General features: G+C 45.5%; 11 protein-coding genes. 3 read left to right on the forward strand and 8 right to left on the reverse strand.

The window, feature by feature from the left end; all coding sequences use genetic code 11:
• Positions 1 to 90: 90 nt before the first annotated feature.
• The 7 genes from SSED_RS09525 to purM all read right to left on the reverse strand — a co-directional run bounded on the left by SSED_RS09525 (position 91) and on the right by purM (position 9,157).
• Entirely contained in the window at positions 91 to 1,800 is a 1,710-nt protein-coding gene (locus SSED_RS09525) for a M28 family metallopeptidase (RefSeq protein WP_012142186.1), read from the reverse strand.
• A gap of 669 nt (positions 1,801 to 2,469) precedes the next feature.
• Positions 2,470 to 3,216 carry an HAD-IIA family hydrolase gene (locus tag SSED_RS09530; protein WP_012142187.1) on the reverse strand — a complete coding sequence of 249 codons (747 nt, stop codon included), beginning with the start codon at positions 3,214 to 3,216 and terminating at the stop codon, positions 2,470 to 2,472.
• A 341-nt stretch (positions 3,217 to 3,557) separates the two neighbouring features.
• Positions 3,558 to 4,898, reverse strand: a complete 1,341-nt coding sequence (locus tag SSED_RS09535; RefSeq protein ID WP_012142188.1) for a serine hydrolase domain-containing protein — start codon at positions 4,896 to 4,898, stop codon at positions 3,558 to 3,560.
• A gap of 318 nt (positions 4,899 to 5,216) precedes the next feature.
• Positions 5,217 to 6,590, reverse strand: coding sequence for a serine hydrolase domain-containing protein (locus SSED_RS09540; RefSeq protein WP_012142189.1), 1,374 nt, complete (start codon positions 6,588 to 6,590; stop codon positions 5,217 to 5,219).
• A gap of 257 nt (positions 6,591 to 6,847) precedes the next feature.
• Complete coding sequence (locus SSED_RS09545) at positions 6,848 to 7,252, reverse strand: hypothetical protein (RefSeq protein WP_012142190.1); 405 nt, start codon at positions 7,250 to 7,252, stop codon at positions 6,848 to 6,850.
• Positions 7,253 to 7,475: 223 nt separating this feature from the next.
• Entirely contained in the window at positions 7,476 to 8,120 is a 645-nt protein-coding gene (gene purN / locus SSED_RS09550) for a phosphoribosylglycinamide formyltransferase (protein WP_012142191.1), read from the reverse strand.
• Positions 8,120 to 9,157: a phosphoribosylformylglycinamidine cyclo-ligase gene (purM, locus tag SSED_RS09555; protein ID WP_012142192.1), complete on the reverse strand. Its 1,038-nt coding sequence runs from the start codon at positions 9,155 to 9,157 to the stop codon at positions 8,120 to 8,122. The genes purN and purM overlap by 1 nt, the downstream gene beginning before the upstream one ends.
• A gap of 222 nt (positions 9,158 to 9,379) precedes the next feature.
• On the opposite strand from purM, the gene upp reads away from it, so the two are divergent.
• The gene (upp, locus tag SSED_RS09560) at positions 9,380 to 10,006 is read left to right on the forward strand and encodes a uracil phosphoribosyltransferase (RefSeq protein ID WP_012142193.1); all 627 of its coding nucleotides are present in this window, start codon (positions 9,380 to 9,382) and stop codon (positions 10,004 to 10,006) included.
• Positions 10,007 to 10,132: 126 nt separating this feature from the next.
• On the opposite strand, the gene SSED_RS09565 is transcribed toward upp, so the two are convergent.
• Positions 10,133 to 11,452 carry a Na+/H+ antiporter family protein gene (locus SSED_RS09565; protein WP_012142194.1) on the reverse strand — a complete coding sequence of 440 codons (1,320 nt, stop codon included), beginning with the start codon at positions 11,450 to 11,452 and terminating at the stop codon, positions 10,133 to 10,135.
• Positions 11,453 to 11,762: 310 nt separating this feature from the next.
• On the opposite strand from SSED_RS09565, the gene SSED_RS09570 reads away from it, so the two are divergent.
• Entirely contained in the window at positions 11,763 to 12,368 is a 606-nt protein-coding gene (locus tag SSED_RS09570; RefSeq protein WP_012142195.1) for a peroxiredoxin C, read from the forward strand.
• A 215-nt stretch (positions 12,369 to 12,583) separates the two neighbouring features.
• Complete coding sequence (locus SSED_RS09575) at positions 12,584 to 13,105, forward strand: aminoacyl-tRNA deacylase (protein WP_012142196.1); 522 nt, start codon at positions 12,584 to 12,586, stop codon at positions 13,103 to 13,105.
• Positions 13,106 to 13,189 lie beyond the last annotated feature (84 nt).

Here is a 13,189-nt window from a genome sequence, read left to right on the forward strand (position 1 = left end):
GAGTGTAGAACGAAGGGCTATTCAAGGAGAGCAACTTAAGAAGAGTAGGGCAGCTCAATGAGCTGCCCTGTTTTACGACCAGACTGGCAATCAGTCCTCTAATTTTGCAGTCACTTCGCTCTCAGTAGATTTGGCCGCGCGTAAAGAGTGAAACTCGGTTCCCTGATAATAACCGGGCCAATCAGAACTGTTGGCGAGCGAATCGGCGGCATGATAATAGACGGCGATATCTTCCAGAGCACCGCTAAGGTCCCAATCATCACGGTATTCATCACAGGTGCTGTGGTAACACCCTTTCATTATCTCTTTCATTCTGGCTTTATACGCTCTGGTGGACTCATCGACAGGTTGGCTGCCTCCCCCAGCAAACACTGCGGGTACGCCTTTTTGAGCGAAGCTGAAATGATCTGAGCGGAAAAAACCACCCGATTCAGGGCGACTTTCTGATGTTGCCACTCTATTTTGAGGTACCAGTGCTTCGATAAGGTATTGCTCTAACTCAGATTTCCCTTTGCCAACTATTGTGTAGTCACTGGTTCTGCCATAAATGTTAGTACTGTCGAGATTAAATACGGCCACCGACTTATCTATGGGGTAGATGGGGTTGGCCGCGTAATAGCGAGACCCCAGCAACCCTTGCTCTTCACCTGTTGTTGCAATGAAAGTGAGCGAACGCTTTGCTGGATTCCCCGCCTTAGCCTGGTGAACAAACTGGCGGGCGATGGCCATAATGCCTGCGGTACCAGAGGCATTATCGAGTGCACCATTATAGATTTTATCGTCAGTTCTATTTTCATCTACGCCGATATGATCCCAGTGAGCGGTAAACAAAATATGCTCGTCTGTGGCCTTAGCACCGGGGAGGGTAGCTACAACATTGTAGCTGTTGGCGTACTCAGCTGTATTGGCAAACTGAATGTCGGCACTCTGCTTAAGCGGCAGGTTGATTGGACTGTTTGCCGCACGGTCGCTGAGGTTTTCTAAAGAGATGCCGGATCTATCGAACAGCAGAGTTGCCGCGTCGAGGGTTATCCAACCCTCAACCTTAACCCGCTCAGCCTGTTTCTCTTTACTGTGCACAAGATCTTGCTGTGCGCCGGTCCAGCTGTTTTCCACCACAGACCAAGGGTAGGAAGCGGGCGCTGTGTCATGAATGATGATGGCACCCAGGGCGCCTTGTTTGCTGGCCTCCAGATACTTGTAGTCCCATCGGCCGTAATAGGTCATTGCCTTGCCATTAAACAGGCCTGAATCGGGGCGGGCAAAGCCAGGATCGTTAACCAGCATGACGGCAATCTTGCCTGTCATGTCGATACCTTGATAGTCATTCCAGTCATACTCGGGGGCAGAGATGCCATAACCGACAAACACCAGAGGGGCATCTTTAATATCGACACCGCCGTTATCATGGCGGCTGCCCAGTACTACATCTTCACGATATTTGAGTGTCAGTCCGGCGAGGTTAACCTCTTGCGCTTCCGATGCAGTGTAACTGACCATAGGCACGGCTTGCAGGTAATCACCCTTATTGGCGCCTGTTAATCCAATCGCCTTAAAGGCCTGAGTCAGGTAATCCAGCGTGAGTTTCTCGCCACGGGTGGTAGGCGCACGACCTTCAAATTCGTCGGAGGAGAGGGTTTTAATATCTTCTCTGAATTGGACTTCATCGAAGCTAACCTGAGTGACACTTGCAGTGTCGACTGGTGGGTCGATTTCCGACTTGATAGTTTGAGAGGGTGTAGGGTGTTGGCTACATGCACTGAGCAATGCAAGCAGCGATAGCGGAAGCAGTAATCGCATCATTGGTCCTGTTATTATTGTTATTCTGACTTAGAATGACTTATTAAAATAGTCGGCGAACATGATGAAGGAAAATTGCCGGCTTTGACAAGAGGGGGATGGCAGAAAAGTGTTACCTTGTGTTGCTTCAGCGAAATAGAGCAGGCTGACTCATATCCCCCTCTATGCTAGCGATAAAGTGCTTTATTTGGTTCAAGTATGTTATTACGGCGGATTAACCTATCTGAAGTCGCCCTTAAGTGTGATTAACACTAACCCTATGCAGGCAACCAGTGTGCCGCAAATTAACGAAACTAAATTCATCGTTTCGTGAGCCGTATATTTGACGCAAAAAAATGCGACTATTGAACACAGTGACCAGAAAAAACCAAACACAGATGTAGAATTCCTCATAAACACCTCTAACTTCAGAGTATATGCAGATGTTACAAATGTATCTTTGACCAGACATCAATAAGAGTCTTAGTAATGCTCGTTATCGCTCGTTATCGCTCGTTATCGTTAGTTTGAGAAGTATGACTTGGAATGGTATTGGCTATGGAAGAGCCGGAAAATACCTCTGTAGCTTAATTTATAAATGGCAATAGCCCGCTTATTAAAGCGGGCTATCTTAACGGGACGATCTCAACGGGCTAAGTATTATACCCATAGGTATTAAACTGAAAGCTTTTAAACTATGTCTATATCGGCTGCGCAGTTAAAGATATGGTTAGGCCTGAATGGCTCCAGCTCGATATCATTGAGCTGACTCACGCCGCTGGTGACCAGTACGGTTTCCAGACCTGCCTGAAAACCCGCCAAAATATCTGTTTTCATATTGTCGCCGATAATAATGGTATTTTCCGAGTGACCTTCGATATGGTTTAAGGCTGAACGGATTATCCATGAACTGGGTTTGCCGACATAAAAGGGCATGCGACCACTGATACGCTCGATGGGGGCACACAAGGCTCCGCAGGCCGGGCTAAAGGATGGCCCATGGGTATCGGGGTTGGTTGCAATAAAGCGGGCTCCTTCGACGACGAAGCGCGCCGCCTTATGGATCATCTCCCAGTTGTATGAACGAGTCTCGCCGACGATAACAAAATCGGGGTTGATATCGGTGATGGTAAAACCCGCTTTATAGAGCTCATGGGTGAGGGCACCTTCACCGATAACGAAGGCTTTATTGCCCGTTTGATGCTTGAGAAAGTCGGCCGTTGCCATCGCCGAGGTGTAGAAACACTCTTCGGGGACATTGAGGCCCGCAGCCCCGAGTCTGTTTTGCAGATCTTTGCCGGTTTGAACCGGGTAGTTGGTTAAGATGACCAGAGGGTTGCCTTGTCCCAGAACACGGTCAATGAACTTGTCACTCCCTGGGATCAGTTTGTTGTTGTGCAGTAAAACGCCGTCGATATCGCAAATAATATTCTTCATTAATAGATCTCGCTTGAATTGGGAAATCAGTTCACTGTTTAACCAGAATGCTTTATATAATGCCAATTTAACAACAATTACAATGGCATTTATCTGAATATCTCAAGATTAAAGCTACATTCAACAATATTTAAGTTGGAGTATTACGTGACAGATGTCGTGGCTTAGATAAGCACAAGCAACTAGACGACAGATCAATTCAGAGATCGTATTAAGCTTTCGTGTATGCACTTAGGCAAATTTGGCCAACTTTTGGCCAACTAAGGACAAATGGAAAAAACCAGCGGCTGTCGGCTACTGGCTTTTTGATAAATCGTCATTGTATTTTAAGCTGAGATAATTTATTCACTTTCACCAACGATAACGACTTCACCGGTTTTGTCGTCCAGATATGCACCAATTGGTTGCTGTGTTTGCATTTCAACCGCATCGAGTAGAGTCGGAACAACGCTAAGGAAGGTTAGTGCAACTGTACGGGTAACTTGCATTTCATCCTGAGCACCGTTGAACTGTAAGACGATTCCAGTTGATGGCTCACCTATGGTGACTTGACCATGGATACCAACAAAGGCCAGGAATTTGTGACCTTCGATATCGAAGGTACGAATTTGATCTTTGTACCAACCGTTAGGAGCCATTACCGACTCTTTACCGTTAGACCAGGCAAGATTCACTTCATCATTACCATTGAGTAATTTGTCTGCAAATGATTTTTGTAAAACCTGTTCACCGTTACGGTTTTTACCGTCGTTGATCAGTAAGTCCATCATTAATGCGACATCACGAGCGGTAGCGTTTAAACCACCACTACCCACTGCTTCACCAGTTGAATTCGACATAAAGCGAGCATGATGTTCGAATCCCACCTTTTTCCAGATACGCTCTTCCATGCTTTCCGCAAGGGAAGAGCCGGTTACACGAGCTACAACCATACCTAACATTTCGGTATTGATATCCTGATAGTCGTATTTCTCGCCCCGTTTATAATCGGTGCGAACATTGACAATTTTAGCAAAGTCTAAAATTGATTTCATTTCAGGGTATTGGTTTGGACCATTCCACTCCTGGACATTGGTCATTCTTTCGTCCCAAAGTCTACCTTCACTGAAGTTGATTTTGACACCAGAGCGCATATCGGCAACTTCCTGGACCGTTGCTTCAGAGAAAGATGGAGAGGCTTTCAGCTCTGGCAAATAGTCTGTGATTAATGCGTTCATATCGACTTTACCTTCGGCGACTAAGGTCTGAAGCGTCATAGAGGTGAACGACTTGGTGATCGACATTTGTAGGTGAGTCGAGTTTTTATCCATACCGGACCAGTAGTATTCGTTAACTAACTGACCATCTTTCAGGATAACAACCGCTTCGGTGTTAAGGCGATCTCGCAGTAATTCATCCATAGCTATAGGCCCGTCGATATCATGACCTTGGACTTTTGTAAGGTCGAAATCTTGTGGCTTGCCCATATCATGGATAAAAGGGCCGTTTTTCATCTCAAGGTAATGAGTGAAACGATACGCGTTTTGCATATTCAGCTTGGCATTTGATCCTGTATCCCAGTTCGCTTGAGTGATACCAACTTGTGCCGCTGCATCCAAGAACGCCTTGTCTGGTGCGTGCTGAGTCGTTGCAGATGCACCAAATGCGAATAATATTGATAAAACGATAATTGATTTTTTCATAAATGCCTCTATTTTCACCACGTTATATAATCCAGGAACCTTGTAAATCTCAGACCGACTTTATATGTGCTTTTCTCAAGTTATTTTAAAAGCGAAAAGTGATATTGGTCTGTAACATGGTTTGCATTATTTCAATCTATTTATTACTACACATCACAAGAGAGATTAATTAGTTGTAGTGGATAGCCGCAGATCTGCTTGTATCCGTTAGATAGAGGTTGGCGTGATAATGATGGTAAAAGAAAGCCCAAACTCGGTGAGCTTGGGCTTAGGTGTACCGATTTTTAGAGAGACCCTTTCAACAGTGGTTTAGCGGACTCACTTATCCAGATGGTCGAAGATGTTGAAGATGGTATCCAACATATATAGCGATACCATCTGTAGTCCCGATGGCTGACGGTATGCGCCTGTGATCGCGATGATATTTCCGGTTTTGTGGTCGAACGCCGAGTACTGGCCGTTAACACCAATCATGGTCGAGAGTGTGCGCCCACTTACAGGATGCGTCGCCGTTCTCCACTGATTTTTGTAAAATGCAGTCGGGAAGATACCATGCTCATAGGAGACCTTATCCCACGCTTCTTTTACGATTTTATCGCCGTTAATGATCTGCTCTATGTACGCCTTGGGTATTACCTGTTCGCCTTTAAAGTTCTTGCCGCCGTTGACCATCAACCAGGCGCCGATTGCAAAATCACGTACGGTTGCATTCATTGAGCCTGAAGCCGCGCTCTCGTGTACCTGATTGACGTACATGGTCGCTTCGGAGTTAAAACCGCCTTTCGACCAGAGGTATCTGTCGAAGAACTCGGCTAATGTCAGGCCAGAGCTGCGCACTATGGCTGTACCCAGCACCTCAGTATTGAGATCTTTATATTCGTATGCGAAACCGGGCTCAAACTTAGGCTCTATTTGTGCCGCAAAGGCCTTGAGATAATCGCTGAAGGTCTCCAAGTTGCCTAAGGCATCAGGCTTAGGAACCAGCTTTCCCTCCTTATTAATCACCAGGCCGTTGTAGCCAACGACAGAGGGCATAGAGCTGTCCCAGGAACCGGATGTTCCGGCGCCGAAATCTCCCCAATGGTAACCTTCACGGTTGGCAGGAAGGTCGATGATACCCGCATTCATGTCGGCAAAGTTTTGCAGTGGGATGTTTTCCCATTTCGTGCCTTTGAATTCGGGAATATATTTTCCGACCGGGTCGGTGAGTTTTAGAAGGCCTTGTTCCTGAGCAATAAACAGCGCCATAGAGGTAAATGATTTATGTGCCGACATCAGGTGATTCTTGGTCTCTTTATCGGTACCGTTCCAGTAATCTTCGGCGAGGATCTCGCCTCTCTTGTTCATTACGACATAGTTTTGAATAGAGGCTCTGTCACGCATCACGTCATAGAGGCTGATCTTCTTTCCAGGGACCACATCATCGATATAGATAGATGACACATCTAAGCCGCCAACAACTTTTATCGGCATCTTATCGATAGGTGCCGGGATCACAGCGTGGTGATGATAAAGGTGAGAGTCGGCCATGGTAAATTGAGTGAGCCTTGCCTCTTCCCAATTCTCGACGCCGGCACCATAGGCATTAAGATTAGTTTCCATCTGAGCGTACGGCTGATGATAAGTGACCGTTGCGTTAGCTCCAAAGGCAGTAGTAAGCGCGAGTGATAATGCGATAAGTGATTTTTTCATTGTCTGTATTCCTGATTGATGGTTATAAAGTTATGCTAATTGCGAAGCTTTATAACCTTCAATAGGCTGCGAACGATGAACCCATCTCGAGTAGTTGTGTGATGCCGGATATTTTCACTTTATTCCCCCTGGTAATGATCGGAGCCTCACTCCTCTCATATCCCTACCGATGTTGTTAATTGATATGGCTAATATCCAGGAAGAATCGATACCAGACATCATTAAGATGTTTAGTCATTAGTGACAAACCATGAGTTTCATTCAACTAATCGGATCACCAGGTTCGCTTCGAAGGCATCTATCTTAAGCTCATGGCAATGGTCGACTAAGTAACGTTTAGAGTCATGAAAGTGGTAGCTGAAGTATTGAGATAAGCGGTTGTCCTCCATCTCATACATCTTGGTTGCCCAATGGTTGAGTACCAGAAGGCTGACATAGGCGCCAAATGCCCTGGGGCTGAGCTCTGTATCGATATATCTACTGCTTATCTGGTATTGGTTGCTTGTGCTTGGGAAGATTAAAAAATTGTAGCCATGATCGACCAGGCTTTGCCAATGCGTATTCGAGTTATGGCTGCTGGAATGGCTGGCGATCTCATTAAAACTGTTGATGAGTCTCAACGTCATCATGCCCGGTAGTGCATCTTTAAACTTTGAAAACATACTTCTGCTAATGCTCTGGCCTTAAATATGAGGTCAGAATAGAGGGAGAATTAAAATCAGACATCACTATTGGTCTTAGTGAACTTACATGAAGAGCTTATATCTTGAGCTTATAGAAAGCGCTTAGAGAAAAATCTGAGATAAAAAAAGACCCGAGAATTTAATTCTCAGGTCTTTTTTATTTTATAGCTTTATAGCGTTTTAATGTTACTGCACTGAAGGGCTAGTCAGCCGCATAGCCAGCTTCACCGAGACGAATATCGTCGAGATAAGCGGCGCCATCAGTCATCTTTAGTCGCCCTTGGCTAAACCACTTAACGACCATAGGGTAGATAGCAAGCTCCTGCTGGTTCACGCGCTCAGCCAATAGCTCTGCGGTATCCTCGCCGTAGACCGGCACTTTAGCCTGAAGGATAACAGGACCCGAATCGAGTTCGGGCGTCACAAAGTGTACGCTGGCACCGTGTTCTTTATCACTCGCATCGATGGCACGTTGATGAGTATTGAGTCCGGGGTACTTAGGTAGAAGAGAAGGGTGAATGTTGATCATCTTACCTTCATAGCTTTGTACAAACTCGTCACTCAAGATGCGCATAAAACCAGCCAAAACAATCAGATCAGGCTGGTATTTCGATATGGCAAGTTTCAAGCGAGCACCATACTCAACACGAGTTTCGTCTTTATGAGCTATCACACAACTGGTATCAATCTCATTTTGGTGGGCGCGGATAAGACCGTAAGCATCAGATTTGTTACTGATAACGCCAACGACATCGGCTTCAAGGTTATCATCACACCCATCGATAATGGCTTGTAGATTACTACCATTACCAGAGATTAATACTAATACGCGACAGCTTTTGGACATTACAGGATCTCCACTTGCTCTTCATCACCATTGCGCTTGGCAATGTCACCGATTAACCAGGCGTTTTCACCTTCGGCATTGAGCAGCGTTAGTGCAGCATCAACTTTCTCGCTAGGTAGGGCGACAACCATACCTACGCCACAGTTGAATGTGCGGTACATTTCAAATTCAGCAATGTTACCGTTTTCCATTAACCAGTTGAAAACGGTGGGCCATTGCCATGAGTCGCCTTTTACTACGGCTTTACAATCTTCTGGAAGCACACGTGGGATATTTTCCCAGAATCCGCCGCCAGTAATATGGGCCATTGCATGAACATCTGTTTGTTCGAGTAGCTTTAATAGCGACTTAACATAGATTTTTGTGGGTTCAAGCAGGTGGTCAATCAGTGGTTTACCTTCAAGGTTCAGTTGAGGATCGGCTTCGCTGACTTCAAGCACTTTACGAATGAGTGAGAAGCCATTTGAGTGAGGTCCGCTCGATGCTAATGCGATGAGTGAATCACCGGCAACGACTTTAGAACCGTCGATAATGTCTGCTTTTTCAACGACGCCGACGCAGAAGCCTGCTAAGTCGTAGTCATCGCCTTCATACATGCCAGGCATTTCGGCCGTTTCACCGCCAATAAGCGCACAACCGGATTGTACACAGCCTTCGGCGATACCTTTAACGACTGAAGTGGCCGCTTCAACGTCTAATTTGCCGGTGGCATAGTAATCGAGGAAAAAGAGTGGCTCAGCACCTGACACGATTAAATCGTTTGAGCACATAGCAACAAGGTCAATACCTACGGTGTCATGCTTCTTATGGTCAATGGCTAATCTGAGTTTAGTTCCGACACCATCGGTACCAGAAACAAGAACCGGGTGTTTGTACTTAGTCGGTAACTCACAAAGAGCACCAAATCCACCTAGGTTGCCCATAATTTCTGGACGGTGGGTACGTTTCACTGCAGTTTTAATATTATCAACAAGTGCATTACCGGCGTCGATATCAACACCTGCATCTTTATAGCTCAGCTGGGTAGGAGTGCTCACGAAGATCCTCTCGGGTACAGTAGGTACAGTATAGTTATTGGATTTTATGCGGCGCTATTCTAACAGTTTGTGACAGGCCTCGAAAGCGAAGTTTTTCATATATAGAACAGACATTGGTCACGATTTATCGTGTTTTTGAAACTTTATGTTTTCCATTTTGAACAAATCATCTAAAATCGTATGAATTTGCTTGTTATACACGTCAAAAATCAGGAGAAGAAGATGAAAGTTGTTGAGGTTAAGCATCCTTTAGTGCGTCATAAAATTGGACTAATGCGTGCGGGAGATATCAGCACTAAACGTTTCCGTGAGTTAGCCGCTGAGGTCGGAAGTTTATTGACCTACGAAGCAACAGCTGATTTTGCGACAGAAACTGTGACAATTGAAGGTTGGAACGGTCCTGTTGAGATTGAGCAAATAAAGGGTAAAAAAGTTACCGTAGTACCAATTCTTCGTGCAGGTCTTGGCATGATGGATGGTGTTCTTGAAAACATTCCAAGTGCACGTATCTCTGTAGTTGGTATGTACCGTGATGAAGAAACACTCGAGCCAGTGCCATATTTCGAGAAGCTTGCCAGTGATATGCCTTCACGTATCGCCTTGGTTGTCGATCCTATGCTTGCGACCGGTGGTTCTATGATTTCAACTATCGATCTTCTAAAAGATCGTGGTTGTACCGAGATAAAAGCACTCGTCTTGGTTGCTGCTCCGGAAGGTGTTGAAGCACTTCAAAAAGCACACCCGGATGTAGAGCTTTATACCGCTTCTATCGACCGTTGTTTGAACGAGCAGGGATATATTCTTCCTGGTCTTGGTGACGCGGGCGATAAGATTTTCGGAACGAAATAAAGATATTATCGAGACATAGTTATCGAAAAATTGTTTTAATACATTCTTTTAATACATTGTTTCGTTAAGCATAAAAAGGAGCCAATTGGCTCCTTTTTTATTTTTCACTCTTGCTAGCACCTAGCACTAAAGCACCATGGCCGCTATCCAACCAAATACCAACAGAGGAATGTTGTAGTGGATGAATGTAGGGATCACACTATCTCTGATGTGGTCGTGTTGTCCATCGGCATTTAAACCGGCCGTTGGCCCTAGGGTCGAATCTGAAGCCGGTGAGCCTGCATCGCCAAGGGCCGCTGCGGTGCCCACTAATGCGATAGTTGCCGTTACCGAGAAACCGAAACTCATGGCTAACGGGACATAGATGGTCGCAATAATCGGAATCGTCGAAAATGATGAACCAATTCCCATGGTGATAAGCAGGCCTACCAGTAGCATGAGGAAAGCGGCGAGTGCTTTATTATCACCAATAATTTCACTCAAAGAGCTGACTAAACTGCTCACGTCGCCGGTCTCTTTTACCACAGCGGCAAAGCCCGCCGCAGAGATCATGATAAAGCCGATGTTGGCCATCATTCTCACACCTTGGTTAAAGACATCCTGATCGGCGACATGTTTGAGTGCTCCGGAGAAGCTAAAGATGATAAAACCAATTAAGGCACCAAAAATCATCGAGCCGGTGATCAGTTGTACTGCGAGTGTTGAGACAATGGCGACCGCTGCAATGGCGATATTGCGACTATTGACCCCTTCCTCGGGCTCGGCGGCTAAAATTAACTCCTCTTTATACTCACGTGGTTTACGGTATGAGAAGAATACCGCTATCAATAAACCGGTGATCATTCCAAGTGCCGGGATCAACATTGCCGTCGGGATCTGCTCTCGCACGGCATGAAGGTTATTGCTGTTAAGGTTCGCCAACAAAATATCATTCAAGAAGATGCCACCAAAGCCGACCGGTAGGATCATATAGGTGGTCACTAAGCCGAAGGTGAGAACACAGGCCACCAATCTACGGTCAAGTTGTAGCTTCGACATGACATGGAGTAGGGGCGGGATCAAGATAGGAATAAATGCGATATGAATAGGAAGCAGGTTTTGCGAAGAAACTGCCATTGCGAGTATGGACAATAATAGCGTCCAACGTACCCGATTCATATTGGTTGAGTTGTGATTTTTCCCAAGTGTCGAAATGACCTTTTTAGAGATCAGTGTCGTGAGTCCTGAGTGAGATAGTGCAACGGCAAAGGCACCGAGAAGGGCATAGCTTAATGCTATTTGCGCTCCGCCTCCTAAGCCTGTGTTGAATGCATCTACGGTTTGTTGAAGATCCATGCCTCCAACAAGACCTGCAACAAGCGCACTTATGGTGAGTGCTATGACGACATTTACCCTGGCTAAACTCAGACCCAGCATTAGGCAAACAGCGATGACAACTGCGTTCATATCAATAAATTCTTTATTACCGTTAGATTGAGCGCCATTTTTGCCTGCCCGAGCAGGCTTGTCCAGTATAGAGAGGATTTATCTGACAAAAGTTCGGTAATGTTAAGTCTGTGTGGAAAATAGTGAGGCGAACTGTGAATAACATTAATAGGCGTAAGGTCATTAAGGCGAGTTATTATACGCCGAGATGAATAATCATTTAAAAAAGGTGATATTGATCCCAAATAGCTTGTGCCTGCCTAAACACTGCCTATAATGCCATAAGATATAAACGAAAAACGTTTTTTCAATCCATAGATGGAGATATAAAATGAGCGTATTAGTAGGCCGTCCGGCTCCTGACTTCACTGCTGCAGCTGTACTTGGTAATGGCGAAATCGTAGATAGCTTTAACCTTAGCGAAGCGATTCAAGGCAAGCCAACGGTAGTTTTTTTCTACCCACTCGATTTCACTTTCGTTTGTCCATCTGAACTGATTGCATTCGATCACCGTATTGAAGAGTTCAAGAAACGTGGTGTAGAGGTGATTGGTGTCTCTATCGATTCTCAGTTCACACATAATGCATGGCGTAACACACCAGTTGCTGAAGGCGGGATCGGTCCTGTTCAGTACACACTGGTTGCAGACGTTAAGCATGAGATCTGTAAAGCTTATGATGTTGAGCATCCTGAAGCGGGTGTTGCTTTCCGTGGTTCTTTCCTTATCGACAAAGAAGGTCAGGTTCGTCACCAGGTCGTTAACGATCTTCCACTAGGCCGTAACGTTGATGAGATGCTACGTATGATCGATGCACTTCAATTCCATGAAGAGCACGGTGATGTATGCCCAGCGGGTTGGGAGAAAGGTGATAAAGGTATGGACGCAAGTCCGGAAGGCGTTGCTTCTTACCTGACTGACAATGCTGACGACCTATAATTTCTTGATATTCATCGAGTAATTATTATGGGATTGTCTTAGTAAACCAGGACCGTTTTTATTAAGCCAGTTGTATTTCGCAACTGGCTTTTTTTATCTGATTTTCTGCTTAATTTGTTTCCCGTTTGAGGTGTAAGTCCTCGGTGAATATTGGGGGGCTGAGCTTGATCAAATCCACTGTGGGGCTTATTCTTTCTATAGCGAAGGAGGTTTTTATGGCCATTGCAATCACACTTAATGAGTACCTCGATAAAGAACATGTACATTTCGAACATGTAGAGCATCGTCGCACCCAAACATCACTGGATTCGTCTCGTTCTGCCCATCTACCCGCAGCTAGGGTGAGTAAAGCTGTGGTGTTACAAGATGATGATGGGGAGTACTTGATGGCTTCACTGCCTGCCAATAAGCGGGTGTCACTACCCGAGGTTGACAATCTCATGGGTAAAAATTATCACTTAGTCAGTGAGCGCAAGTTGCAGGACCTGTTTCCTGATTGTGTTAAAGGCGCGATACCGGCGATTGGGCGTGCTTATCAAATGCCAATGCTGGTAGATGACAGCTTGTTAACCGCTGAACCTGTCTATATTGAGTCCGGCGATCATGAGAATTTGCTGAAACTGAACTCTACGGAATACGCAAAACTCGTCGCTAAAGCGCCTCATGGAAATATTCAGGGGGCTAATATGGGCGCGCCACGTTTGTGGGAAAGATCGAGTCGAGATAGATGGTTATGAGTTGGGCAGTAAAAGTTAGATAGTAAAAAGCCAGTGGATCCACTGGCTTTTTTTGCGTGCATCATTCGTGTACGGAACCAGATA

Origin of the sequence: Shewanella sediminis HAW-EB3 (assembly GCF_000018025.1) — a bacterium.
Lineage (GTDB): Bacteria > Pseudomonadota > Gammaproteobacteria > Enterobacterales > Shewanellaceae > Shewanella > Shewanella sediminis.